This is a genomic window from Bdellovibrio sp. ZFWA1 (genome assembly GCF_056175665.1).
In genome coordinates this window covers 249,079-275,299 of the sequence record NZ_JBJKJH010000002.1, presented here as the reverse complement: position 1 = coordinate 275,299, position 26,221 = coordinate 249,079, and the positions used below count along the sequence as shown (strand labels likewise).

The following is a 26,221-nucleotide window of genomic DNA, read 5'->3' as shown; positions in this document are numbered from 1 at the left end:
AACCATGAGTATCGCCAAAGAGTTCAAAGAATTTGCGGTCAAAGGAAATGTCGTTGATCTTGCCGTGGGCCTGATTATCGGTGCGGAGTTCGGAAAAATCGTAAACTCCTTAGTTCAAGATGTGATCATGCCCCCGATCGGCTTATTAATTGGTGGTGTTGACTTTAAAAATTTATTTATCACGTTAAAAGAAGGAAGCACTGTCGGCAGCCCTTATGCCACGCTGGCTGATGCTCAAAAAGCTGGAGCAATCACAATCAATATAGGAAGCTTTTTATCGACCGTGATTTCATTCACTATTGTTGCCTTTGCGGTATTTATGATAGTTCGAGCCTTTAACAAACTACGCAATCAAACTCCGGCTTCGTAGTTAAAAAACAAAAGCCCCTGGCGGGGCTTTGAATTTTTAAACCAGGTCCCCGATATAGCGGGGCCCTAAAAATTTGTCAGACTTTCTAAAGACAATCAGATTTCCTTCGATTGAAATCAAATCCAAACCCCAACGGGCCGCAATCCACTTCATCGTTTTTTCTGAGTAAAATGCCACATGCGTATGGTCTCGACGATACGACCAAGTATCAAAATCTGTTTTAGTCGCCGCTAAATCCGTCATGATTACCAAATGCGACAGCGGCCGCAATAGCTCCACTAATTTTTCCCACGCTTGAGCCGGATTATGAAAATGCTCTACAACTTCGGTACAAGTAATATAATCATAACGATAGCCCAAGAGTTCTTCTTGGGGTTTAAAAAAAGGATCATAGGACTCTAAATAGAACCCCTCTTCTTTCAGCATTTTTTGCAACACCGAAACTTCCGAAGGACCAGAACCAAAATCAAGACCGGTCAGTTCACATCTTAACTGAGGAGCATAGGCTGAATTTAAAAATTTTCGAACAGGATTTAAAAACTGACGATAACCATCGGTTTCTTGATTTTGATGGAACTCGTAACGGGCCTTTTCTTGATTCGGCATGGGATGATCTTTTGAATCCATAAAAATCAAATCACAAACCTGGCAATGCCCATACTGATAAATTGGTTTGCTATGTACTTCTAGGTCAGTCACATCTTGAGCAGAACAAAGGGGGCACTCTAATGACTTATTGTTCAAATTCATATCTTGTTCCATGTCAAATAATAGCCCCTGCGCTTCTTGGTAGTCTAGGGGCAGATCACTATGGTACTCTGATTAACGTAAAAGTAAATTTTTTGCTGCTTAAAAAAGGATTAATTAAATGAAAACTGTTACGATTTATACTAAGGATCCCTGTCCATTCTGCGTTCGCGCTATCAATTTTATGAATGAAAAAGGGATTCAATTTCAAGAAGTCGATTTAACGGATAAACCCGAAGAAATCGACCGCATAAAAAATGAAACCGGCTGGAGAACTGTTCCGATTATTATTGTCGGCGACCAACTGATCGGCGGATACACCGACATGAAGGCTCTTGATGAAGAGGGCAAACTTATGCCCCTGATCACTGGCAACTAAAGCAAGGCTGAACCCGAGCCTGCTGAAACCTCTTTAATAAGCTGTCCAGTCGATCCCCAATCAAAATAGTAATATTTGACAGGATCGATTTGGATGCCTCGGTGAGTATAGGTCTTTTTAGCCACCATCACCGCCCAAACGTTTTCTTCACCGTCTTTGCGCTCTACAAGCGCCTGAGTTAAAAACTGGGCACCGTTTTCTCGGGTATCATCTTCAAATTTCCGAATGACCTTTCTGGCCGCAAGCTGAACCTTGTCCGAGACAACCACTTTTGTACTTAACGGAGAAAATGCCTCGGTCAACTCTAGGGCCTGATAGACTTCAGGGCCTAGGCGCTCGTGGAAGCCAAACTGACGATTTAAAAAATCTGTTTTTCCGGAATTATCCATGGCTAAAAATTGAGATTTTTTAAGGTCTGCCAAGGGACCAAACAAAGACTCGCAACGAGCACCGACCGCTCCCAAGGCGGCCGACGACCACAGAGCACCAACAACCAAAAAAGTTCTGAAATTAAACATAGACACCTCGGGCCCGTAACAAAGCCATTTTTATGCCAGTGCCTATTGCTTTTAATCCGTTAACAAGGACTACTCACTGCCTGCCCCGTTGACAGAAGCCCCGAAAGGTCACCTAAAGGCCCTCTTTTTCCACCAACTCTTTGATCGGGTCGAAGAGATATTCCAACCCATTCACTTTGACTTCGTAAAGCAAACCTAACAACCGTCCCAACTCCCCACTCGGCAACCCCTCGGCAAAAAACCACACCACATAGGGCTCGGGAAGGTCGATCAAGCGGACCCCTTGAAACTTACCAAAAGGCATTCGCGTCTTTACTAACTTCAAAAGATCATCTGTGTTCGAAAAAATATCTTCCATTACTTCTCCAAAAAAACTGGCGGCTACTGTCTAGCACGAAGTGCTTTTCGCCTGGCGGCCTTTTCGCCTGGCGGCTACTGTCTAGCGGTCGCGAGCGACGCGCTTTTCGCCTGGCGGCTACTGCCGGAGTTCGGTTCTTGGGGTCATGGTTTGGGGCATTTCGAAAAAATTTTGGCTCATTGTACGAAGCTCTGCTAAATTTTTTGCTTTCGTTGAAATACTAACCAAGGTGTGACCGAAATGCAGCCACACTGAGGTTGTGCGAACATAAAATCGAATCTTACGCATCGCTAGATCTTCGTTAGCAAACCACTTCTCACACTCGTCTATGAGGCGCATAAACATAACGCCGTACTCACGCCCCTCTTCTTCTTGAGTCCGCGGAGCCCGCAAGCCTTCCTTGCCCGGAGGCGGAGCAAAACCTAACTCTTCACCCAATTGCCACAACATCCAAGGGCGTGCGGCAAGTCCTCGTCCCGACATCGCCATATCACAACCCGTTTCATTCAACATAGCCACAGCATCTTCCACCGTTTGCACATCGCCATTGCCAATGATTGGATAATCCACTGCTGCCTTCAATTGACGAATTTGATCCCAGTCTGCAGATCCTCGGCGTTTTTGCTCTGCCGTGCGCGGATGTAAACAAATCCAACTGGCACCAGAATCACGCAGCCCTTTCACAAAACGATAAAGCTCTTCAAACTCTTTCGAGCTTCCCACTGCACGCAGTTTAACCGATACCGGTATTGTCGAATTCTTTGTCGCCATAGCAACGACGTTGGCAGCATATTCAGGATCACCCATCAACGCCACACCGTAATTGTGTTTCAAAGCCTTTTGAACAGGACAACCCATATTAATATCAATGGCCTCGGCGCCCCATTCGGTTAAAAGCTTTACGCTTTCAGCGATCGGCTTTTCTTCATTGCCAAGAATTTGTGGAACTAAACCCTCTTCATTAAGACCCTTGTAGGTCTCGGCCGTATTACCCACGTCCTCAATCGGAAGTCGACGCGAGTTTAACATCTCGGTCGGCCAAATTGTCTTCGCGTTGGCTGGCAAATAATCACGCAATACCTGGCGTAAAGCCACATGGGTTAAACCCACCATCGGCGCTAAACAGAGGGGGAAGTTCACCTTCCCCCCAAGAATTAAATTAGAATTTTCAACTGAATCTTTGACGATCATGAATTCATCGCAGGGACTTGTTTACGCAAAGTCTCAAAGGCCCCAAACAAAACTGCCGAAAAAAACAAATCACCCATAACTTGGTTTTTCAAAAATGGTAGAGCCAACACATAACAACTTCCAAGACCTTCTAAAGTCATTGGGTACATCGAGCCCTCTGCCCAAACGCCAAAATTTGAAATGGCAAAGAATAACAAACTAGATCCAAACGCCGCCCCTGCAACTCGTGCCACAGAAACTTTTCCCTGAAGCTGAAGTCCTAACAAGGAAATCAAAAACATCGGAGCGTAAACTGACAACAACGCAGGAGAGTAGCCCAAAGCCAAATCGCTGATTAACATCGCTGCTAAAGGGGCCAACACACCGACTCTACGGTCTCCGAAATAAGCAGCACTCATTAATGACAAGGCCCCCAATGCCGTAAAATTCCACGGGTGAGGGATCACGCGACTCATGGCCGCAGCTAAAACCAAGATAAAAAGCGTTATGTTACGTGTATTCATGACGCTCATCCTACTGAATTAAGGCTTTTTGGTCATCAAAAAAAGCTGAAAACCGCTATAAGCGGTTCTTGATCAGCTCTTCTACGCAGGCCGGCTCACTCAGAGTCGTTGTATCCCCCAAGTTGTCCGTCACCCCTTCAGCGATCTTACGAAGAATCCTTCTCATAATCTTACCGGAGCGGGTTTTGGGCAGACGTGGCGCCCACTGGATCTTATCCGGAGTCGCGATCGGACCGATCTCTTTACGCACCCACTGAACGAGCTCGGCTCGCAGCTCATCCGAATAGGCTTCACCGGCCTTCAAAGTCACATAGGCATAGATCCCCTGACCTTTGATATCGTGAGGGAAGCCCACCACGGCGGCCTCCGCCACCTTCTGATGAGACACCAAGGCGCTTTCGATCTCGGCTGTGCCCATGCGATGCCCGCTCACGTTGATGACATCGTCAACCCGACCCGTGATCCAATAATAACCATCTTCGTCACGGCGGCAGCCATCCCCCGTGAAGTACTGACCTTTATAAGTTGAAAAATAGGTCTCTTCAAAGCGTTGATGGTCTCCATACACCGTCGTCATCTGGCCCGGCCAAGAATCATCGATCACCAAAATACCTTCGCAAGCTCCGTGAAGTTCTTGTCCTTCTGGAGTTAATACTTTGGGCTTCACGCCGAAAAATGGCAATGTTGCAGAACCCGGCTTCAGCGCAAAAGCCCCAGGAATCGGCGCAATCAAAATTCCACCGGTCTCGGTCTGCCACCAAGTATCTACCACTGGAGAATGCCCCTTACCCACTTGATGGTAGTACCATAACCACGCTTCGGGATTGATCGGCTCGCCAACGCTGCCAAGCAAACGCAGGGAAGATCTTTGAGTCGTTTTTAAGTACTCATCCCCTTCACGCATCAACGAACGAATCGCCGTGGGCGCCGTATAGAAAATACTGACCTGATGTTTATCAACGACCTCCCAAAAGCGCGCTGGCGTTGGAAAGTTTGGCACTCCTTCAAACATCACTGTGGTCGCACCATTTGCTAAAGGTCCATATACAATGTAGCTATGCCCAGTCACCCACCCTACGTCGGCCGAGCACCAATAGACATCTTTATCTTGATAATCAAAAACATATTGATGAGTGATGCTTGCATAAAGCAAGTATCCACCTGTTGAATGCAAAACACCTTTTGGCTTTCCTGTAGAGCCCGAAGTGTAAAGAATAAACATCGGATCTTCGGACTTCATCGCTAGGGCCTCGCATTGATCCGTCACCTGAGCCGCTTGCTCATGATACCAAAGATCACGTCCCGCTTGCATTGCAATAGCATTTCCGGTGTGCTTAACGACTAAGACATTTTTAACGGTCTTCGTTTTTGGCAACGCCGCATCGACGTTCGTTTTCAAGGCAATAGTTTTTCCACCTCGATAGCCTTCGTCCGCAGTGATAATCCACTCACAGGCCGAATCATTCACTCGATCTGCAATCGAATCCGGAGAAAACCCTCCAAAAATCACCGAGTGAATTGCACCAATTCGCGTGCAGGCTAACATCGCAAAAGCTGTCTCGGGGATCATCGGCATATAAATCGAAACACGATCCCCTTTTTTTACTCCCATTTTCTTTAAGACGTTTGCAAAGCGACCGACTTCCGAAAGAAGTTGCTTATAGGTAATTTTTCGAGCAGCAGTTGCCGGGTTGTCGGGCTCCCAAATAATTGCAATTTTATCTCCCCGAATTTGGGCGTGGCGGTCTACGCAGTTGTAACTTACGTTTAACTCGCCACCCTCAAACCAACGAACCGATACAGGCTTTGTGTATTGTGTATTCTTGACTCGGTCCCACTTTTTAAACCAGTAAAGACGTTCGGCCTGCTCGCCCCAAAATTTTTCTGGATTCTGAATCGACTCATTATAAAGTTTTTTATATTGATCCATATTGAGAAGCGCATTTTTAGAAAACTCAGGCTTCACTGCGATCAATTTATCATGCTCAAATCCCTCGTGCATAAACACCACCTTATATTCTAATTATGGAGTTTTTGCTCGAGGGATGTCTATAGCTATTTATTAACTTGCTGCCACATAATGAAGATTCCCATTACGAGAACAAAATAGCCAAAGGCAGGTTTTAATTTTTGTTCGCTGACCTTTGCATTTAGTCTATTCCCCAACAAAATACCCACGGCGGCAATCGCACTGAATTGAATCAAAAAAGTCCAATCGATCAATTGCCCCGCACCAAGGTCACCAAGAAATCCAAAAAGTGACTTCACGGCTATAATTCCTAACGATGTCCCGACAGCCTCCTTCATTGGAAGGCCTGCTAATACAACTAATGCTGGAATAATTAAGAAGCCACCACCAGCGCCTACGAAACCCGTAACACCACCGACGATCAAACCCTCGGCTGCAATCAAGGCTGTGCGCGCAGCCGCTGACATTTCTTTTTTCTGACTTGGTTTACTTTGTCGAATCATCGAGATCGAGGCCAAAACCATGATGACAGCAAAAACAGCCATCACTAAAATATCTTTAGTGACCAAAAAATCACCAATCATAAAAACGTCTTTGGGAATACTTGGCATCACAAAACGGCGCACCAAAAAGACGCCTACAAAACTTGGAATTGCAAAAGCGATTCCCACTTTAAAATTCACAAGCTGCTTTTTAATGTAGCCAAAAAATCCAATCAATGCCGTCAAGCCAACCACAAACAGCGAATATCCAGAAGCCAAGGTCGGAGCGATCCCGAAAAGATAAACAAAAATAGGCACAGATAAAATCGACCCGCCGCCACCAATCAATCCCAGGGATAATCCCATGATTAAAGCACCAATATAACCTAAGACTTCCATAAAACCCTACGCTTTCTTCTGACTGTATTTACGGTAAAGAACCATTCCTAAAGTCATTGTTACTAAAAACACCAAGGCCTCTTTCTGAAGTGCACCACCGCTGGCTATGGCAGGCCCTGGACAAAATCCGCCAAGCCCCCACCCCAAGCCAAATAATAAGGATCCCATCACTAATGGCTTGTTTATTTCGCGACTAGTAGGTACATGCCATTTGGTATCGAACAAAGGAGAACTCTTCCCCTTAATGAACCGATACACAATAAAGTGAACTGGAATTGCCCCTAACATCACAAACATCAATGACGGATCCCAACCCTCGCCAATTCTTAAAAACGAAATCACTTTTTCAGGCCGAGTCATGCCCGATATTCCAAGTCCCAGCGCGAATATAAAACCAACGATAAAAGCAGCTGCGGTTTGTTTTTGTTTTAGTTGTTTTTCACTCATAATTTACTCCGAATAAATATATCTATTAAAGACCAAAGAGCTGACGCAATAATGTTGCGGTCACAAATCCGGCCCCCATAAAAGCGGCCGTTGCAACTAACGATCTTGGTGAAAGGCGGCTGATTCCGCAGACACCGTGACCACTCGTGCAGCCCGATCCCATAATCGTTCCAAATCCCACAATCAAACCAGCTAAAGCAACCAACCATAAAGGACGACCCGATTCATTTACAAAAAAATCTGGTCTTAATGAGTACAGCACACTGCCACCTAAAAACAGCCCGCCGACAAAGGCAACTCTCCATGCCATATCGCCTTTGGTACGATTTAAAATGCCGTTGTAAATTCCACTAATACCGGTGACTCGCCCATTGAATACCAACATGATCGATGCTGCGATTCCGATAACTGCGCCACCTATGAGTGCATAAATAATATTTTCCAACATATTCAATTTCCTTCTGTGATTTATTCAAACTATATTTCATTACGAACTACGGGTAAATGAACCTCATTCCAACGAATCATTCCACCCACCATGTTAATTACATTTGTAAATCCAAGCTGCTGAGCTGTCGCCGTAGCCTGCCCCGAGCGCGCCCCACTCCGACAAACAAAGACAATCTGCTCGTCTTTATTAGAAAGTGAGTTTAAATACGCCTCAAGCTCTGGGCCCAGCGTTTTTAACTCAGAGCCCTCAATGTGACCATATTCATTATTGTACTCCTCTGGACGACGTACATCGATCAATTTAACCCGACGTTGTACAGCTCGCACTTCCTCGCAAGTCACTTCCGGAATGCCATTACCTTGAGCCGGATTTAAAATTTTATCTGCCAACTTTGACCCGCAAGCCATATTTGCCGGCAAAGCTTCGTGAATTTTTTTAGGGTTCGCCAGTATCAGTTCGCTCATGATGGCCACAAACTGCTCTTTACTTTTTCCCGCGCCTATTCTTGGGTTGTGCCGCTTCTCTTCCCATATGCTCGAACGTGTATGCCCTTTATAATCATGAGCGGGATAAATAATTGTATCTTCGGGCAGATTAAAAAGTTTCATCACGATGCTGTCATAGAGCTTTTCGGACGAACCCTGCTGAAAGTCTGTTCGGCCGGTCCCGCGCACTAGGAGCGCGTCACCAGTAAAAATCATTCCATCTACATAAAAACTAAGACATGAGTCTGTATGCCCTGGAGTGGCATAGACCTTTAAAGTGTTAGCCCCAAATTGAAGTTCCTGCCCTTCGCTAAGGGATATATCAACGCAATCTACTTTAGCGTCTTTTGAAACAGCCGTCTTCGCTCCAGTACGACGGCGAATTTCCCCGGCCCCCGTGATATGATCTGCATGGATGTGAGTATCAAGAACATATTTCAACTCAACACCTAACTCGGTGATCAATTTGATATCCCGCTCGACAGTTTCAAGCACCGGGTCTATCAAAATTGCCTCGCGAGTTTTCGCATCCCAAACAAGATAAGTAAAAGTTGAAGATTCGTGTTCGAACAATTGATGAACTCTAAGATTTGGGTTCACAGTGGCTCCTTTTAATTCACTTCTATTTTTGGTTGTTGGATACTTTTGCTTCCACTCGGAAAGACCGCCCCTCATCACTACCAGATCTTTGATCTTCAAGTCTTCGATCATCCGCCGCGAAGCCTCTTCATGATCGCAGATAAGCACCCACAGCTTCTCGCCTGCGGAGTCGCGTAAAATTTCTGCGATCTGTTCAGCTTTTAGATTTAATGCCCCCGGGATATGCTCGGTCTCAAACTGAGATGCGGGCCTTAAATCAACCAACTGCAAGCTTTCAGATTCCGTCGACCAAAGATCAAATACCTGTTTTGTAGTTAATGTTAACGGCAATATCGTCTTCATGAGACAAATTTACCCGCTTTCTAACATTTTGATTATGCCCACGAACATAAACAATGTCTTTTATTTTATGCGCTAGAACATAAGCCTATCTTTTTAAACTTGTTATTCTAATCAAGAAGTTAAACAAATTTTTGGAGAACACTATGAAAAATCAAATTAAGGCCTTTTTCGACCCCGCGACTTACACACTTACCTATGTAGTATGGGACTCTCAGACTAAAGATGCTGTCATTATTGACCCCGTTTGGGATTACGATCCTGCAGCTTCCAAGCTTTCGACGACATCCCTTGACGCGGTATTAAAGTACATCGCAGAAAACAATCTAAATCCACATTATGTTTTAGAAACTCATGCTCATGCGGATCACCTTTCAAGCTCGCAGCTATTTAAACAACACTTTCCCAACCTTAAGGTAGCGATCGGAGAAAAAATTATCGAAGTCCAAAAGGTATTTAAAAAGCTCTTTAATTTAAAAGACGATTTCCGCGCTGATGGAAATGAATTTGATGTGTTATTGAAAGACGAAAGTATCCTATATGCAGGAAGCCTGAAGATTAAGACAATCTTCACTCCTGGACATACTCCCGCTTGCGCGTCTTACTTAATTGACGATGCCGTCTTCACCGGCGATGCGCTTTTTATGCCTGACTACGGAACCGGTCGCTGTGATTTTCCAGCAGGAAGTTCGGATGCTTTATATGATTCGGTAAAAAAACTTTATGAATTACCCGATAGCACACGTGTCTTTGTAGGCCATGACTACCAACCAAACGGCCGTGGAGTTGAGTTCGAAAGCAGCATCGGTGAAGAAAAGCGCAACAATATCCAACTCAAATCCGACACGGCTCGCCAAGATTTTGTCGACTTCAGAAATCGCCGCGACAAAACATTGGCGGCACCAAAGCTTTTACTTCCAAGTGTGCAAATAAATATTCAGGCAGGTCACCTACCGAAAGCCGAAGAAAATGGGATGCCCTACTTAAAAATCCCCGTTCGTTAGGAGTTATTAAATGCAAAGACCTTGGCCACAAACCAAGGTCTTTTTTTCTTCTGTTTTATCCAATTTAAAGATAACTTTAAAAAATGGAACTTAAAGACCTCTTTCAAAAAGACCTTACAAAGCAAAGACGAGAATTTAAGCGCGGCGATAAAATCTATCGTGCATCAGAAAAGCCATCCGGTCTTTATCTTGTCGAAAAAGGACTAGTGGGTCTTGTTGTTCCAGGGGAGTCAGGACATGATCACTTGGTCAGATTGTTCAAACCCCAACAAATATTTGGCCATCGGTCTTTATTTGCCAACGAGCCCTATCATGCAGCTGCAACGGCCCTAGAAAGCACCTCTGTTTTGTTCGTTCACAAAACAGATATTAAAGATGTGATTAAAGCCAACTGCGAATACGCCGAAAAACTTTTAGAGCTGATGGCGATTGAATTACGGCAAGCCGAACAAAAGCTGATTTCAATGACTGAAAAAGACGTCACCTCTAGAATTGCTGAATCTATTATCTATCTGAAAGAACTTCACCCTAATCACTCGTGGACGCGCCAAGAAATTGCCGACTTCTGCGGTAGCACCGCCGCTACAGTCATTCGAACTTTAGCAAAATTCGAAGAAGATGGCCTGATCACCCAAAACGGCCGAGAGTTCGCGATCTTAAAGCGTGACGGACTTTTAAATCTTTACTCTTGATGAACTCGGTTCTGACAATTCCAGTTCATTTTCAAGCGATTCCCATAAATTTGCATCCCGACTGAAAGCCCCAAGCAATCGCTACGCTTAAAGTTCGAATTGTATTGAATCTTAGACCAACAATTCCAAATCATGTCATCTGCATTTGAAACATCCGAGTTCCCAGCGGCGATCTCGCGACACGCTTCTGCATTTAATTCCCGCGTAAACGACTTTAAACATGTCCAACCAAATCCACTATCACCTTTATTTTCAAACTGATCATAAACAATCAAACATTCATTTAAATTTTTCATTTGCGCTTCGTAGTTATTAATACACCCCCAGCGCATTCCGTCTCGATCTCCCGATCCCACATCACGACGCCCTTGGGCCTGAATTAAGCATGCCTTTAATTCAAAGGACTGAAGCTTGATAACATCATCCCGGGTCCGCGTCGGCAATGAATTCACGATTCCCAAACATTGCTGAATACGATAAAGATAGTTCTGAGTAACGACCCTTTGGTTATCACCTGTATTTGCAAAAAGATCACGAACAGGCACTCCCTGCAGTTTACCGCTTTGGCTGCAAATCTGCTCTGCCTCCTGATAATCCAGGCCTCCCTTTAAAGAGCGCTCAAGCTGCAGCGATAGCGCAGAACGTTTGGCCTCAAGAGTCTGAGTAAAATCATAAAGCACCAAGTTTCTTTTTACGTCGATAATCGATAACCGAAGTCCCAACCGAGAGGGCGACTCTTTGTAAATTTGATTTAACTGATTTTCAAAAATGGCTTTATTATTAAAATCCTGTGCTAACCAATTTCGAAAGTTAACCCTAAAACTTAATTTTTCATTCAATGAATTTATAATTGTCTCGTAGTGTTTACGAAAGAAGACCTCGTCAACCAACTGAGCATAGCCCGAACTTGGCCATTGCTCGGCCTGGCAACTTAATCGGCGATGATCTTTAACATCTGAAGAGGCTTCCAGACCATTTGCAATGACATACGAGTAGGCCGACAATTCCTTTTTCAGTTTTTGAACTGGCGCTCCCTCAGAAATAAATTTCTGAGCAGAGGTTCCCACAAAACTTCTTTTTAGAGCTGGCGCAATCTGCGGTCCTAAAGGCCCCGTACTGCTGTAGCCGTGAATTCGAGAAGTTTTAGGAAAAATACTTTGAAATCTTTCATACATCGAAAGACCCAATTGTTGATACCGCGTGATCGCAACGGACTCTGCCAGCTCGCGATCGAATCCGTCTTGAACCAAGACTTGAACGTACTGCTCAAAAGTGCGATGGTCCCGTTTTTTACCAGCCAAAGTATTACAACCCAATAAAAAGACATCTTTAGGCCGCTCAAAGATCCCCTGACAGTCTTGACGACAAGAGGCACTTTCTAACTGTGGTAAGGATACGCTTAATCCCGAGGTTTCCCCAAAAAAGAGCCCTCCAAAATGTCCTGAAATCAAAAGTACATCACACTGAACTTGGCTTTTGCAGGCATTTTCCAACCATTGATCCTGGCGGGACGACGGAACCAATTCTACAAACTGAACACCTTGGGGTTCGTAGATCTTTCTAAGGACCTCTTTTTCATCCGGCGAACTAAACGTCATCGTACAGACTGTGGCCGCCTGTCCCCAACGGGCTACCAATAGCACGACCAAGAAACTAAAAAGCCATAAGTTATTTCTCATATTGGGACAAAGGCGTTTGTTGTTTTTCATAACAGACAAACTATGCAATCCTCAGTCCCAAATAAAAAGCCCCCAAGCACATCCTATGCTTGAAGGCCGTAAACTTTAAAGACAGTCCGCATTTTTGGTCGTCAATAAAGACCTGTTCCGCTCTGTTCGATTACTTAATGCTGGAACTTTAACTCTTTAAGCTGATTCAAATCACCCGTTGTTGAACGTAATCTCACCGCTAAATATTTCGCAATGGCTCTATATATTTTTACTGCCATCGCCGGCTCTTGATCCATCAACATCAAAAATTTTTCGTAAGGTATTTCTGCCAAAGTACTATTTTCCATAGCAGCAACCGAAGCTGATCTTTTTTCACCATCAAGCATTGGCATTTCACCAAAATGTGATCCCGAACCCAATGTGCGTATTTGAATTTCATCGCCCTGGGAAGAGCCCACCGATAACTTTACACTGCCCATCACGACAACATAAAAGGCCATTGCGACCTGACCAAAAGTGAAGACTTCCTCCCCCGGCATGACATTTTTCATTTCTGCCACATCAGATATTTTCTTTAACTCCACATCACTTAAATCTTTGAACAAATAGATCTGCTTTAAATATCCCAAGTCCATAACACCCTCACTCAACTGCCCTAAGAATAGAAAGCCCAGATCCTTTCGTCAGCATTCACAATGGAAAACTCGACTTTGAATTACTTAGATGTAACTCGAATAAAAAACCCCCACCGTTTAAGGAGGGGGTTTTGTCTAGCACGAAGTGCTTTTCGCCGGACGGCTGTCTAGCACGAAGTGCTTTTCGCCTACCGGCTTTTCGCCTACCGGCTTTTCGCCTGACGACTATCTAGTTTACGTCTTTGTAGTCGGCGTCGATGACGTCGTCATCTTTTTTGTCGGTACCTGCGCCTGCATCTGCTGTTGCTTCTGGACCAGCTTCGCCACCGGCACCTTTGTACATTTGCGAAGTCATGTTGTGAACAATCGTTTGCAATGAATCAAACTGTGCCTTCAAGCTTGCTGTGTCCGCAGTTTTGTTTTCCAAAACTTTCTTAGCATCAGCAATCGCAGTCTCTGCTTTTTTCACTTCAGCAGCATCAATCTTAGAGCCAGACTCTTTGATCAATTTTTCTGCTTGGTAAACCAAGTTGTCTAGGTTGTTACGTTGAGTCGCCGCTTCTGCTTTTTCTTTATCAGCTTCTGCAGCCATCTCAGCTTCATTCACTGCACGCTTGATCTCGTCCTCAGACAAACCTGACTGTGCTGTGATCTTGATTTGTTGAGACTTGCCAGTCGCTTTATCTTGAGCAGAAACACTCAAAATACCGTTGGCATCAATGTCAAAAGTCACTTCAATTTGTGGCACACCACGAGGAGCTGGCGAAATACCAGTCAACTCAAAGCGACCCAATGTTTTGTTGTCCCCAGCCATTTTACGTTCACCTTGAAGAACGTGGATATCAACACCTGGTTGATTGTCCGCAGCTGTTGAGAACACTTGAGCTTTCTTTGTTGGAATAGCTGTGTTGCGCTCGATCAATGTTGTCATCACGCCACCCATTGTTTCGATACCCAATGAAAGTGGGATAACGTCCAACAAAAGAACGTCTTTCACATCACCAGCAAGAACACCACCTTGAACCGCAGCACCCAAAGCAACAACTTCGTCTGGGTTCACTGTTCTGTTTGGCTCTTTACCGAAGAAATCTTTAACAGCTTTTTGGATAGCTGGAATACGAGTCGAACCACCAACAAGTACAACTTCATCAATCTCAGATGCTTTCAAGCCAGCATCTTCCAAAACTTTGCGGCAAGGTTCTAAAGAGCGCTTCACTAAATGCTCTGTCATTTGCTCGAACTTCGCACGAGACAAACGAGTTTGCATGTGCTTAGGACCAGACTGATCAGCTGTGATGAATGGCAAGTTAATTTCAGTGTCTTGCGCTGTTGAAAGTTCGATTTTTGCTTTTTCAGCAGCTTCTTTCAAACGTTGCAAAGCCATTTTGTCGTTGCGCAAGTCAATTGCTTGATCTTTGCGGAACTCTTCAATAAGCCACTCAAGTATCACTGTATCGAAGTTGTCACCACCAAGGTGAGTGTCACCGTTTGTCGCGCGCACTTCAACAACACCGTCCCCGACTTCAAGAACAGAGATATCGAATGTACCACCACCGAAGTCGAAGATCGCAATTTTTTCGTCTTTCTTTTTATCCAAACCGTAAGCAAGCGCCGCTGCTGTTGGTTCGTTGATAATACGTTTAACATCAAGACCCGCAATGCGACCTGCATCTTTAGTAGCCTGTCTTTGCGAATCGTTGAAATAAGCTGGAACAGTCACAACAGCTTCTGTTACCGGCTCACCCAAATAATCTTCAGCTACCTTTTTAAGTTTAGCTAAAACCGCTGCGCCGATTTCTTCCGGAGAAACCTGCTTGTCACCTTGAATTTTGAATGCACAGTCGTTGCCTTTTTTAACAACGTTGTATGGAACTAGTTTTGTTTCATCAGACACTTCTTCAAAACGACGTCCAACGAAACGTTTTGCAGAGTAGATAGTATTTTCAGGGTTTGTTACAGCCTGACGTTTAGCAATTTGACCAACAAGACGATCACCATCTTTTGTGAACGCTACAACCGAAGGAGTCGTACGTGCGCCTTCTTCATTCACAAGAACTTTCGCTTCGCCGCCTTCCATAATAGCAACACATGAGTTTGTCGTACCCAAGTCGATACCGATAATTTTTCCCATTTGGAACTCCTTCTAAAAGTGATTAATTTCATTAATAACAATGGGTTCAAAACAAAGGCCGTCAAGGTGACGGCCGAATTTTTATGTTAAATTTTGACCCAGCCTAGAACCAAGACTTACCCTTAGCCCCGGATTTAGCATTTTTGCCATATAAAGCTGCTATATCCTTAAGCAATTTTTCTTCTTCTTTACTTGGCTTTTCAGGAAATCCCGCTTTGATATTGAAATAGATATCCCCTCGTCGACTGCCGCGCAGCGACGGAAGTCCTTCTCCAGAGACCTTGATCTGATCCCCAGGACGTAGGCCTTTTTCAATTTCCACGGTCTTTTCACCCTTGATCATGGGGGCTTCAACTTCCCCGCCCAACATTAAAGTCACATATGGAACTTCAAGCTCGGCAATAAGATGATCGCCCTGGCGCTCGAAGAAGTCGTGATCCTTGACGCGAATTTCAACATAAAGATCACCTGCTCCGCCTCCGCGATAACCGCCTTCACCTTCACCGCTGACTCGAAGCCGAGTGCCCGTGTCCACTCCGGGCGGAATATTGATTTTAATTTTTCGATGTTGTTTTTGACGTCCCGAACCCCGGCATTGCTTGCACGGATCTTTGATCGTCACACCTTCGCCTCTGCAGCTCGGACAAGTTGATGCCATCGCAAAAAAGCCTTGCTGACGTACCACCTGACCAGAGCCGCCACAAGTGCGACAAGTCTCTGGCTGCGAGCCTTTTTCAGCTCCAGAGCCCTTACACGATTCGCAAGAGCATTCCGTATCAAATTCAACCTCACGCTCGATCCCAGACAACACTTCTGCCAACTGAATTTCTGTGACATAGCGTAAATCTGAACCACGTCGGGCTGCATTTCTATCACGGCGCTGCTGACGACCGCCGCCGCCACCACCAAAAATATCTCCGAAGATGTCCCCAAAGTTAGCAAAGATATCTTCCATATCAGTGAATCCACCGCCACCATAGCCACCGGCGCCACCACCAAAAGCTTGATGACCAAATCGATCATACTTGGCGCGCTTCTGAGGATCACTCAAGACCTCATAAGCCGAAGCCGCCTCTTTAAACTTTTCCTCGGCCTCTTTATCGCCGGGATTGCGGTCCGGATGGTATTGCATTGCCAACTTGCGATACGCCTTTTTAATCGCGTCCGCATCGGCCTCTTTAGATACACCTAAAATTTCATAAAAATCGCGCTGTGACATAGCGCCAATATGAGGCCTTTTCCGCCAGAGTCAAGGCTCCCCCGGGAGGCTCGGAATCTTTTTTTAAAATTTGCTTATTGTTTAAGCTGAAGTCTTTTACGAATACGCTCTTTAATCTCGGGGGGGATGCTTTCGCCATCCTGCAAAATTCGCTCGGCCAACTCTTGTTGACCCGCCTCTGTGTAAAGCCTTGTCGCCAATGAATAAGTCCATGGCGGAGCCCCATTTTTTGCTGCTCGAATCAATAAGCTCGCGGCCTTTTCGTTATTTTTTTCTTCATACAAAGCATGATAGGCCGCTCGATACAAGATGGGCCAATCGTTGGGGAATCGAACCGTGGCCTTATCAAACAGTTTTGTTGCCCCATCAATATCTGAAATAATAATACTTAAAGCCAAAGGCCCCGAAGCCAGCGGAGCTCGAAATTTAGGGGACAGATCCGAGGTCAAATCCAAGGTGCGATAAAGCCATCCTTGCCCTTTGCAAAGATTCGCCGCCAACTGCTGCTCGCAGTAATCAAAATCCTGCACGGCCCGCAACCAAAACGAATCCGCCATAACTTCATTAAATCCAAAATGAAGGTAAACCAAATTTTTAGGCGGCACCGCCAAATTTTTATTTTCAACAAATCGAATCGGAGATCGAATATTCACGATCCACGCACTGAATAGAAAAATCCCAAGCACAAGACTTGGGATTTTGAAAGAGATCATAGAAGCTCTTTGAGTCATAGATAAAATTAGCGGATACCATTCTGAGTGTTTCTCAAAACCTTTAAATCATCAATAGACCAACGATCCTCGAGCGCAAGACCCGACTGAATTTGAGCAGCTGCACCCGCTCTAAATGTTGAAATTGCTGTAGAACAGACACCCGCTGGATGCGCAGAGCCACCTGGAGCAATTATCCCTCCGCAAGCCGCATCAGTCACCGCAGGTACCGCTGCAGAATTAGCTCCTGCAAGCAAAGCGCAACCATTTTGAAAGCCCGTTCCTGTTCCACAATAAGTTCCAGCTCTAGTTGCAAGAACTGCCGGAGCGGTGTTATAACCATTCGCCAAACCAGCAGTGACCCCAGAAACGAAGCCAACATCGTATCTCAATTGACCTTCTGGAGTGTAACCAACAGCCGCAAATCTGTTATCAAAAGTGTTGTATTCTGCATAAAAAGCCTTTTCAGCGGTATAAAGTGAAGAAAGATTTGTCTTCGCTTCTGACTGACGAGCTTTCGCCATGTATTTAGAAACTGATGGGATTGCAATTGCAGCAAGAATACCGATGATGGCAACAACGACCATCAATTCAACAAGCGAGAAACCTTTTTTACCGTAAGCGTGCTTTAACATATTTCCTCCAAAACGAAATGTGTAAAATCAATACCCTCTTATTTTGACGATATTTTGAAACAAGTGGCAAGCACAGTTCTCAAAACAAGACATTTCTGTTAGAATTAATTAAACTGCTACCTAAGCAGAATGGAAACAGAACACGGTTTAATAATTATGCTACAGATATCTCAAGGAATTTTTAGGACTAAAGGATGGAGACTTCTATGAGTAACGACAAAAAAACACCGATCCCAAGAACTCCCGACCTTCCTGAAGGCGATTCGGCGACTGAAACAATCCCTCAAATTACATCCCCGAAAATGTATCGAGTCCTCATTTTGAATGACGACTTCACCCCCATGGATTTTGTGGTCCTGGTCCTGAAGCGATTTTTCAACAAAGAAGAGGAAGATGCGATTAAGATAATGTTAGACGTTCACAAAAAAGGATCCGGCACTGCTGGAGTATTTACTCTTGAAGTGGCCGAAATGAAAGTCATGCAAGTTAATCAGTTTTCAAGGATGAATCAACACCCATTGAAGTCCACAATGGAAGAAGCCTAGGAGGTTCCTCATGATGAGTAAAGAACTCGAACGCCGACTCGCTGAAGCCACTGAAATTGCCAAAAAACATCGTCATGAATTCGTCACCCTAGAGCACATCCTTTTAGCACTCACCGTTTCACCAACTATGGTCGAAATTCTGGAAGCCTGCGCAGTTAATGTTCAAAAACTCAAACAAGACCTTCGTGAATTTATAAAGAATCAGCCCGAGATTTCGGAAGAGCAACTTGAAGACTATGGCGGATATGACTCTTGGCAACCCGAGTTCACACTTGGCTGCCATCGCCTATTTCAGCGGGCAGCCATGCAAGTTAAGGGCTCGGGTCGAAACCAAATCAATGAAGGCACCCTGTTGGTCTCTTTATTTTACGAACAAGATTCCCATGCCGTTTATTATTTATCCCAACAAGGCCTTTCGCAATTCGACGTTATCAACTTTCTGTCTCATGGTATCGAAAAAGACAGCCTCAGTGATATCGATCTTGGCCCGGCAGGCCCCGCTGGAAAAGATGCTTTACGAGACATCGACGGCGAAGCGACAGATGATTCAAAAAAGTCTCCGCTAGAAAGTTTTTGTGTCAACTTAAACGAACGTGCTGCTTCGGGACGCACCGATCCTTTGATCGGCCGCGATGATGTACTTGAAAGAACAATTCAAGTTTTAGCCAGACGAACTAAAAATAACCCCCTTTTAATCGGGGAGCCCGGAGTTGGTAAAACAGCCATCGCCGAAGGCTTAGCCTTAAGAATTCACGAAGGCAAAGTTCCTGAGAAGTTAAAGAACACAGTCATTTATTCTTTAGACCTGGGCTCGCTGTTGGCAGGAACCAAATTTCGAGGAGATTTTGAAGGCCGCTTAAAGGCAGTCGTGAAAGAAGTCATTAAACGTAAAAATGCGGTCTTGTTCATTGATGAAATTCACACCCTGGTTGGCGCTGGTGCTACCAGTGGCGGCAGTATGGATGCCTCAAATTTATTAAAGCCCGCGCTTGCAAACGGAGACATTAGCTGTATCGGCTCTACCACTCACGCAGAATACCGACAGCACTTCGAAAAAGATCGTGCCCTTAGCCGTCGATTTCAACGCATCGATGTTGCTGAACCAGGACAAGCTGATTGCATAGAAATCTTAAAAGGGCTTCGCAATAAATACGAAGAGTTTCACAAAGTCCGCTTTAACGACGAAGCCCTGAAGGCCGCCGTCGAACTTTCTGTAAAACATATTCATGGAAAGCTACTACCAGATAAAGCAATCGACGTGATTGACGAAGCCGGATCATTTTATCGATTGCAAGACAGCCAAACAGAATGGATTGCTATCGGACCAGAACAAATTGAAAAGGTTGTCGCCAAAATGACTGGCCTTCCAGTAGCGGCGGTTTCAACAAACGAGCGCAATCAGCTACGAGATTTAGATAAAAAATTAAAGGCCTTGATCTATGGCCAAGATGAAGCCATCGAAAGATTGGTGGCAGCGATCAAGCTTTCACGGTCCGGCTTAACCCGCGCTGACAAGCCAATTGGCAGCTTCCTATTCACAGGCCCAACGGGCGTCGGTAAAACAGAAGTTTGCAAACAGCTAGCTCAAATTTTAGGAGTCCACTTTCACCGCTTTGACATGAGTGAATACATGGAAAAGCATTCAGTTGCGCGCCTGGTTGGCGCGCCTCCGGGATATGTGGGTTACGAAGAAGGTGGATTGTTGACCGAGGCTGTAAATAAAAATCCCTATTCAGTTTTGCTTTTAGATGAAATCGAAAAAGCCCATTCTGATGTTTACAATGCTTTACTGCAAGTGATGGATGCTGGGCGATTGACAGACAGTCACGGCCGCGTCGCTGACTTTAAAAATGTTATCTTAGTGATGACATCAAATGCTGGTGCCCTTGAAACAAGCCGCGGCAGCATAGGACTGGTTGAAGACTCTCGATCTTCCATTTCTATGGAAGCATTGAAGAAAACATTTGCACCCGAATTTATCAACCGCCTCGATGCCGTCGTTAGCTTCAAAGAGCTTTCAGAAGACATGGTTCTTCAAGTCGTTGGAAAGTTCGTTAATGAACTGAAAATGACTTTGGCTGAAAAACGTGTCGACCTTCAAGTGAGTGCAGACGTCTTAAAGTGGCTGATGAAAAAAGGCTACAACAAGGCTTACGGCGCCCGCCCCCTGGCTCGCACTGTCGATGAACACTTGAAAAAGGCCCTAGTTGACGAATTGCTTTTTGGCAAACTTTCAGACGGTGGACGGGTTCAAGTAGATGTGGAAAAAGACGTTTTAAGGTTTCAGTTTGGCACCACCTCTACGCCTGTGAACACAACGCAGACTCAAAAGAAAACAGTAACTACCTGATTTCTGGAAAATCGACATGGCCTCCTACCGGTTCCCATTGACAATTTTTTTAGAGTTGTCATCTTTATAAGAGTGAACCGTATGGAGGTCTTTTTATGACATGGTTTAAACGTATTGGCTTATTCGTTCTGACGAACATCCTGGTGATGGTGACAGTTGGTATCGCATGGTCGATCATTTCTCATTTCCTAGGACTTAGTGGGCTTAACAGCAACATGGCCTTTCTTATCGCATTCTGCGGTGTTTGGGGTATGGGCGGAGCTTTTGTTTCTTTGCTAATGTCAAAGTGGATGGCAAAGATGTTTCATGGAGTTCAAATAATTGAACCCAACAATGCCAACCCAGAACTTCGTCGCTTAGTAGAGCGTGTTCACCAAATGTCTCGTGCCGCGGGTCTTCCAAAAATGCCTGAAGTTGGTATCTACGAATCTCAGGATTTAAACGCATTTGCTACTGGGCCATCGAAGTCGAACTCTTTAGTTGCTGTTTCAACAGGCCTTTTGAATCGCATGACTGAAAAAGAAGTCGATGGCGTTTTAGCACACGAAGTGGCACATATTGCAAACGGCGACATGGTAACGATGACATTGGTTCAAGGTATTGTGAATGCCTTCGTTATGTTCTTCTCGCGTATTCTTGCAAACTTGATAGCAAGCAATGTGGAGGATAGATACCGTGAGATCGTTCGATTTGCGGTAACAATCGTTGGCGACATCGCTTTTTCAATCTTGGGAAGCATCGTTGTTAACTACTTCTCTCGTCAGCGTGAATTCCGTGCCGATGCAGGAGGCGCCATGTACTCGTCTCGCGAGAACATGATTGCGGCACTTCGTAAGCTGCAAGCAGCTTACGAACTTCCTTACCCTGCCGAAGAAGGAGCGACAGCAACTTTGATGATTTCAAATCGCAGAAAGTCTGGTCTAGCTGGACTTTTCATGACACACCCACCGCTCGAAGATCGCATCGCCGTCCTAGAACGCGGCGGCCGCTAAGCCGCCAGGCGAAAAGCGCCCCACGCTAGACATAAGCCGCCAGGCGAAAAGCGCCCCACGCTAGACATAAGCCGCCAGGCGAAAACAGAAGTGGACCGACTAAAATCAGGTCCACTTTTTTTTGCCCAAAGTAGACAGCTCAAGAGCTACGCCCTAACATAGTTTCATGTCTGAATTCGCCTTTTCCACCAAAAAAATGATCGCTCCATCAAAAAAATCAACTATCACTATTCTTTTGGGTCTTTCGATGACCTTAAACGGTTGCAGTCATTTTTCAGGAAGCTCTGCTAAAGAGCTAGAGAACCCTCAGTATGTTATCAATTATTTAACAGCGATGGATTTACTAAAGATGGGTAAGGCGACTGAAGCCTGCGGACTTTTCAAAGAGTTGTCTGAAGGTCCCAGTACTTTAAAGAATATCGCAAGTCTTCGCCGAGAGCTCAACTGCCCCGATTACAAAGTGGAACTAAAAGAGATTCCCTCTTGGTATTCGAATTTAACTCGTCAGATTGTAAAATTACGAATGCCCGAAAAAGCCGTCGAAAAAAACACAAAGCCGCCAAAAACCTGGCAAGAAAAACTTTCTGCTTTACGCGCTCAGCGCGACTTTAAAGCGGCGATCGAGCTTTTACAAACCAGAATCGCAGCCACTCAAGACGAAGAAGAGCAATACCAGCTCTACAAAATTTTACGCCAAGTTTATAAGACGTCTCAAAACAGGCAAGCCTATCTTGAAACAGGCGATTTTCTTTTAGAGGTCGCAAAAAAATCATTCGATAAAGATCCAAAAAATTCTAGCAATGCTCGTCGCTTGAATGAAGCTTATGCACTTGTTGCCAAAGCCTATTGGACGGACAATTTTATTGAAAAAGCAAAAATGACCCTTGAAGCAGCCGCGAATAAGCTCAAGGACCACTACAGCCTTCAAGAGGTTCTTTACCTTCAAGGCGCGATTGCAAAAGAACAAAAAGAACTTGAAAAGGCGGATACGGCTTTCAAACTTGCACTGGCAGAAAAACAAAATTCTCCGGATATCGAGTTGCGTCTTCTATGGTCCGAAGCTTGGCTCCTGATGAAACTTCAAAAGGATCTAGAAGCGCGTCCTCTTTTTCAGCGCTATGCTCAGCTTCATCCTGATTCACTGGAAAAATTTAGAGGTCAGTTTTGGGCTGCGCGGATGTTAAAAAAATCAGACCCTGCCTTAGAAAAGAAAGAGCTGACAGATATTTCGCAAAAAGATCTTCTCGGATACTATGGATTGATTTCATTACGCGAGCTTGGAAATCCCATCCCCGCGGCAGCTGACACTCGTAAATCTTTGGCCGAAATCGAAAACGAAAAAGATCGTTTACTGATTTCAGAAGCCAGAGATCTACTACGTATCCAAGAAAACTCGGCCGCGGCAAAGCTGATCAATCAGCTGCAGATTCGTATTAATCGCTATACTTTATTTAGCTATGACCCCGAACTTGTTTTCCCAATGCTGTATCCTCAGGAAATAAAAAATTCGGCAATGAAAAGCAAAATTCCCGAAGAGCTTATTTACGCGATCATTCGTCAAGAATCAGCATTTGATCCCGAAGCCCGCAGCATGGCCGATGCCTTAGGACTTATGCAGCTTCTACCGTCAGTGGCGGAAGCTTCCGCGAAAGAAAATAAACTGAAATACTCGACAGCATTTGATCTCTTTGAACCCAGCATCAATATTCCCATTGGCTCTTTCGAGTTAAAAAAACTATTAAAGCAATACAACAACCAGTTCATTTTAGCCGTTGCCCGCTACAATGCCAGCGAAGAGGCAATCCAAGGATGGCTCAAAGTTCGCTACAGTCCTGATCCTTTAGAGTTTATCGAAGATATCGGTTACGATGAAACACGAAACTACGTCAAGCTGGTGATGAGAAACCAAATCAGCTATCAAAGACTTCGCGCCAAGAATGACTTTCCTTTTCCGGAAGAACTTCTAAAGTGGGAACTTAAAAAGACTCCGATTCCTTAAGAGTGTTTCAATTTGAGTCATTCTGAAGCGTAAAGCCCCCCACGCAGCCATTAAGCAGATCCTTAAAATTCCGAAAAGAAGATAAGGTATTATAAGACTTAAGGGGTGGACAATGTCCCAGAAGAAACTTTGGATTTCAGCTTCGTTATTAGGCCTGCTTTTTTTTGCTGGCCTAGGCAGCTATGTTTACTTCTCTGAAAACTCGCACTCGCCCTCTCGTGAAGCCAGCTCGACCAAAAAAGATCAACGTCTGTTAGAACTTTCAAAAGTCGTAACGACAATCAAGCAAGTTCCTGATGAACCCAGTGCATTGTTTAACGACCCCGCGATCAATCAAGCCTGGGGATTAAAAAAAGCCGATGCAGCCCGAGCCTGGTCATTAACCAAAGGCAGTCGTGAAATCGTCGTGGCTGTGATCGACACCGGCATTGATATCAAACATGAAGATCTTAAAGAAAATCTTTGGAAAAATCCTGGCGAAACAGGAGTCGATGCTATGGGCCGGGATAAGGCCTCGAATGGTATAGACGACGATGGAAATGGCTTTGTGGATGATATCTATGGCTGGAATTTTGTTTCAAACAACAACCGCTTGGATGACAACCACGGACACGGCACCCATATTGCCGGCATTATCGGCGCCAGCGCAGGTAACGGAAAAGGCATTATTGGAATTGCACCCGAAGTCAGCATCATGACCTTGAAATACTACGATCCAAAAGTTCCCGGAGCCGACAACTTAAAAAACACTGTGGCTTCCATTAAATATGCCGTAAAAATGGGGGCAAATATCATCAACTATTCAGGTGGTGGTACAGAGTTTTCCCAGGAAGAACATGACGCCATCAAAGAGGCTGAAGCAAAAGGGATTCTTTTTGTTGCTGCCGCTGGAAACGAACGCAGCAACTCGGATCAATTCCACTACTATCCGGCTGACTACGAGCTTTCAAATATTATCTCGGTCACCGCGATTGACCAGTCCACCGAAGTGCTGTCCTCTTCGAACTATGGTACTTTGACTGTTGATATCGCAGCTCCTGGGCAAAATATTCTATCCTGCCTTCCTGGCAGTGCCTATGGATATATGACGGGAACTTCCCAGGCAACGGCCTTCGTCACCGGAGCCGCTGCTTTGGTGATGGCGCACAAACAGTCCTTCAAAGCCGACGATGTTAAAAAGTACGTCATTAACACTGGCGATGCATTCCAACAGCTTTTGGGTAAAACCAAAACAGCTCGGAAGCTCAATTTATTTAAGGCACTAGCGGTTCTCGATCAAGGCGTCGGGCTTAGCGGCGTTGTGGCGGCTAACACCGTGAACATGAAACAGACCTTCGTCAACGATCCGAACATGCGCAAAGACAATTCGGGAAGTCCTGCGGGGGTTTCTGAATTTGGACGATCTCTTTTAGATGCCATGGGAAAAATGAAAGTGAATAAAGTCGGAACGCAACAAGAATCGGATAATGTTCAATAAGAAAAGGCTAAAAAAAAGCCCACTTATGAAGTGGGCTTTTTTTTACTTAAAATCATCGTAAGATATTCGACCCTTGATCATCATAATGAGTCCAGCCGCACAGAAGGCTAAAGCAAAACCGCCACCAATCATATTTCTATGATTTAAATTCAAAGCGCCAATAATAATCATCAACGAAGCGGTCGCAAAAGGTCCAATAAACACGTACTTCATCCACTGCGGCCGACCAGAGGCCTTTTCCTCTTTAGCGACCATCGCGCTTTTGATACCAACAACCAAAAGTGCATCAATACGTGCAAGCATACGCTCACAAGTAGAATCACCACCCAAGACCTGCTTCATCGCTTGATACTTCGACTGAGCAAATCGAAGAGCATCCAATTGACGACAACTCATCAAGAAAGCTTCGTGCTTATCTTCATTGTTAAAATCCTCGGCCACTTCTTTCCATTTGCGGACCAAAGAAGGCTGAGCCCTTAACGATTTGTCTTCCGGAAGTCCTAACAACTTTTCAAATATCACATGGCAAGACACACATTCTTTTGACGCACGATCGTTCATAGCTCCGCATTTTGGGCACGATCGAGCCGCCTTAGAATCCACCTCTGGCACCGTCTTTAAGTGATCAGCACTATTGATGCTGAAATTTTGAGCAATAAAATCAACTGAATGAACTTCTTGTACGGAAGCGTCAATTTTCTCGGCCTGACGGAAAGGCTTCTCGATGTCAACTTGACGGTCCAGCGCAATTGTTTGAATAGACGTAAAGTCCCCCGGGGGGAAATTAAAAAAGAATCTTTGCTGACAAGAAAGACAGTCAAATTCAGGAGTTTCAGAGGTAATATCTGCAGAGGAAACGACGTACAGCTTATTACAAGCCGGACAACGTAAGTGAAACTTATTTGGAGTAATTAATTCTCCCAT

General features: G+C 44.8%; 26 protein-coding genes and 1 other annotated feature. Of the genes, 9 read left to right on the top strand and 17 right to left on the bottom strand.

Annotated features, from left to right (window positions below; translation table 11 throughout):
- Positions 1-4 precede the first annotated feature (4 nt).
- Positions 5-370, top strand: coding sequence for a large-conductance mechanosensitive channel protein MscL (mscL, locus tag AC04MN_RS10830; protein WP_475383226.1), 366 nt, complete (start codon positions 5-7; stop codon positions 368-370).
- 36 nt (positions 371-406) lie between these two features.
- Here the strand turns inward: mscL and AC04MN_RS10825 are convergent, their stop codons facing one another.
- Entirely contained in the window at positions 407-1,120 is a 714-nt protein-coding gene (locus tag AC04MN_RS10825; RefSeq protein WP_475383225.1) for a class I SAM-dependent methyltransferase, read from the bottom strand.
- Between the two features lie 118 nt (positions 1,121-1,238).
- Between AC04MN_RS10825 and AC04MN_RS10820 the strand changes: the two genes are divergently transcribed.
- Entirely contained in the window at positions 1,239-1,496 is a 258-nt protein-coding gene (locus AC04MN_RS10820) for a glutaredoxin domain-containing protein (RefSeq protein WP_475383224.1), read from the top strand.
- On the opposite strand, the gene AC04MN_RS10815 is transcribed toward AC04MN_RS10820, so the two are convergent.
- The 9 genes from AC04MN_RS10815 to AC04MN_RS10775 form a co-directional block, all read right to left on the bottom strand.
- Positions 1,493-2,014, bottom strand: coding sequence for a hypothetical protein (locus AC04MN_RS10815; RefSeq protein ID WP_475383223.1), 522 nt, complete (start codon positions 2,012-2,014; stop codon positions 1,493-1,495). The genes AC04MN_RS10820 and AC04MN_RS10815 overlap by 4 nt on opposite strands.
- 112 nt (positions 2,015-2,126) lie before the next feature.
- The gene (locus AC04MN_RS10810; RefSeq protein ID WP_475383222.1) at positions 2,127-2,372 is read right to left on the bottom strand and encodes a DUF3820 family protein; all 246 of its coding nucleotides are present in this window, start codon (positions 2,370-2,372) and stop codon (positions 2,127-2,129) included.
- A gap of 117 nt (positions 2,373-2,489) precedes the next feature.
- Positions 2,490-3,563 carry a tRNA-dihydrouridine synthase family protein gene (locus AC04MN_RS10805; protein ID WP_475383221.1) on the bottom strand — a complete coding sequence of 358 codons (1,074 nt, stop codon included), beginning with the start codon at positions 3,561-3,563 and terminating at the stop codon, positions 2,490-2,492.
- The gene (locus AC04MN_RS10800) at positions 3,560-4,066 is read right to left on the bottom strand and encodes a DUF6580 family putative transport protein (RefSeq protein WP_475383220.1); all 507 of its coding nucleotides are present in this window, start codon (positions 4,064-4,066) and stop codon (positions 3,560-3,562) included. Before AC04MN_RS10800 ends, AC04MN_RS10805 begins: the two co-directional genes overlap by 4 nt.
- Before the next feature lie 55 nt (positions 4,067-4,121).
- The gene (acs, locus tag AC04MN_RS10795; RefSeq protein ID WP_475383219.1) at positions 4,122-6,068 is read right to left on the bottom strand and encodes an acetate--CoA ligase; all 1,947 of its coding nucleotides are present in this window, start codon (positions 6,066-6,068) and stop codon (positions 4,122-4,124) included.
- 53 nt (positions 6,069-6,121) lie between these two features.
- On the bottom strand, positions 6,122-6,916 hold the full coding sequence (locus AC04MN_RS10790) for a sulfite exporter TauE/SafE family protein (protein ID WP_475383218.1): 795 nt from the start codon (positions 6,914-6,916) through the stop codon (positions 6,122-6,124).
- A gap of 6 nt (positions 6,917-6,922) precedes the next feature.
- On the bottom strand, positions 6,923-7,363 hold the full coding sequence (locus AC04MN_RS10785; protein WP_475383217.1) for a DUF6691 family protein: 441 nt from the start codon (positions 7,361-7,363) through the stop codon (positions 6,923-6,925).
- Between the two features lie 25 nt (positions 7,364-7,388).
- Entirely contained in the window at positions 7,389-7,811 is a 423-nt protein-coding gene (locus tag AC04MN_RS10780) for a YeeE/YedE family protein (protein ID WP_475383216.1), read from the bottom strand.
- Positions 7,812-7,840: 29 nt separating this feature from the next.
- Positions 7,841-9,241 (bottom strand): rhodanese-like domain-containing protein, encoded by a 1,401-nt coding sequence (locus tag AC04MN_RS10775; protein WP_475383215.1) that lies wholly within the window; start codon positions 9,239-9,241, stop codon positions 7,841-7,843.
- Between the two features lie 143 nt (positions 9,242-9,384).
- Here AC04MN_RS10775 and AC04MN_RS10770 point away from each other — a divergent pair, with 143 nt between their 5' ends.
- Both AC04MN_RS10770 and AC04MN_RS10765 read left to right on the top strand, forming a co-directional pair.
- Entirely contained in the window at positions 9,385-10,242 is an 858-nt protein-coding gene (locus tag AC04MN_RS10770) for an MBL fold metallo-hydrolase (RefSeq protein ID WP_475383214.1), read from the top strand.
- Between the two features lie 83 nt (positions 10,243-10,325).
- The gene (locus AC04MN_RS10765) at positions 10,326-10,934 is read left to right on the top strand and encodes a Crp/Fnr family transcriptional regulator (RefSeq protein ID WP_475383213.1); all 609 of its coding nucleotides are present in this window, start codon (positions 10,326-10,328) and stop codon (positions 10,932-10,934) included.
- Here the strand turns inward: AC04MN_RS10765 and AC04MN_RS10760 are convergent.
- From AC04MN_RS10760 to AC04MN_RS10735, 6 genes are all read right to left on the bottom strand, one after another.
- Positions 10,925-12,643, bottom strand: coding sequence for a hypothetical protein (locus AC04MN_RS10760; RefSeq protein WP_475383212.1), 1,719 nt, complete (start codon positions 12,641-12,643; stop codon positions 10,925-10,927). The two genes, AC04MN_RS10765 and AC04MN_RS10760, sit on opposite strands and share 10 nt — an antisense overlap.
- 134 nt (positions 12,644-12,777) lie before the next feature.
- Positions 12,778-13,239, bottom strand: coding sequence for a Crp/Fnr family transcriptional regulator (locus AC04MN_RS10755; protein ID WP_475383211.1), 462 nt, complete (start codon positions 13,237-13,239; stop codon positions 12,778-12,780).
- 229 nt (positions 13,240-13,468) lie between these two features.
- A complete protein-coding gene (gene dnaK / locus AC04MN_RS10750) occupies positions 13,469-15,370 on the bottom strand; it encodes a molecular chaperone DnaK (RefSeq protein ID WP_475383210.1) in 1,902 nt (633 codons plus the stop codon).
- Between the two features lie 103 nt (positions 15,371-15,473).
- The gene (gene dnaJ, locus AC04MN_RS10745) at positions 15,474-16,589 is read right to left on the bottom strand and encodes a molecular chaperone DnaJ (RefSeq protein WP_475383209.1); all 1,116 of its coding nucleotides are present in this window, start codon (positions 16,587-16,589) and stop codon (positions 15,474-15,476) included.
- Positions 16,590-16,663: 74 nt separating this feature from the next.
- A complete protein-coding gene (locus tag AC04MN_RS10740; protein WP_475383208.1) occupies positions 16,664-17,302 on the bottom strand; it encodes a tetratricopeptide repeat protein in 639 nt (212 codons plus the stop codon).
- A gap of 26 nt (positions 17,303-17,328) precedes the next feature.
- Positions 17,329-17,934: a type IV pilin protein gene (locus AC04MN_RS10735; protein ID WP_475383207.1), complete on the bottom strand. Its 606-nt coding sequence runs from the start codon at positions 17,932-17,934 to the stop codon at positions 17,329-17,331.
- 206 nt (positions 17,935-18,140) lie between these two features.
- Between AC04MN_RS10735 and clpS the strand changes: the two genes are divergently transcribed.
- The 5 genes from clpS to AC04MN_RS10710 all read left to right on the top strand — a co-directional run bounded on the left by clpS (position 18,141) and on the right by AC04MN_RS10710 (position 25,297).
- The gene (gene clpS / locus AC04MN_RS10730) at positions 18,141-18,479 is read left to right on the top strand and encodes an ATP-dependent Clp protease adapter ClpS (protein WP_475383206.1); all 339 of its coding nucleotides are present in this window, start codon (positions 18,141-18,143) and stop codon (positions 18,477-18,479) included.
- A 10-nt stretch (positions 18,480-18,489) separates the two neighbouring features.
- A complete protein-coding gene (gene clpA, locus AC04MN_RS10725; protein ID WP_475383205.1) occupies positions 18,490-20,829 on the top strand; it encodes an ATP-dependent Clp protease ATP-binding subunit ClpA in 2,340 nt (779 codons plus the stop codon).
- A gap of 95 nt (positions 20,830-20,924) precedes the next feature.
- A complete protein-coding gene (gene htpX, locus AC04MN_RS10720) occupies positions 20,925-21,821 on the top strand; it encodes a protease HtpX (protein WP_475383204.1) in 897 nt (298 codons plus the stop codon).
- 166 nt (positions 21,822-21,987) lie between these two features.
- Positions 21,988-23,820, top strand: coding sequence for a transglycosylase SLT domain-containing protein (locus AC04MN_RS10715; RefSeq protein ID WP_475383203.1), 1,833 nt, complete (start codon positions 21,988-21,990; stop codon positions 23,818-23,820).
- A 112-nt stretch (positions 23,821-23,932) separates the two neighbouring features.
- Positions 23,933-25,297, top strand: coding sequence for a S8 family peptidase (locus AC04MN_RS10710; protein WP_475383202.1), 1,365 nt, complete (start codon positions 23,933-23,935; stop codon positions 25,295-25,297).
- A 9-nt stretch (positions 25,298-25,306) separates the two neighbouring features.
- Positions 25,307-25,430 (bottom strand) — a sequence feature (Trp leader region).
- Here the strand turns inward: AC04MN_RS10710 and AC04MN_RS10705 are convergent.
- Entirely contained in the window at positions 25,340-26,221 is an 882-nt protein-coding gene (locus tag AC04MN_RS10705; RefSeq protein WP_475383201.1) for a hypothetical protein, read from the bottom strand. (Overlaps the previous feature by 91 nt.)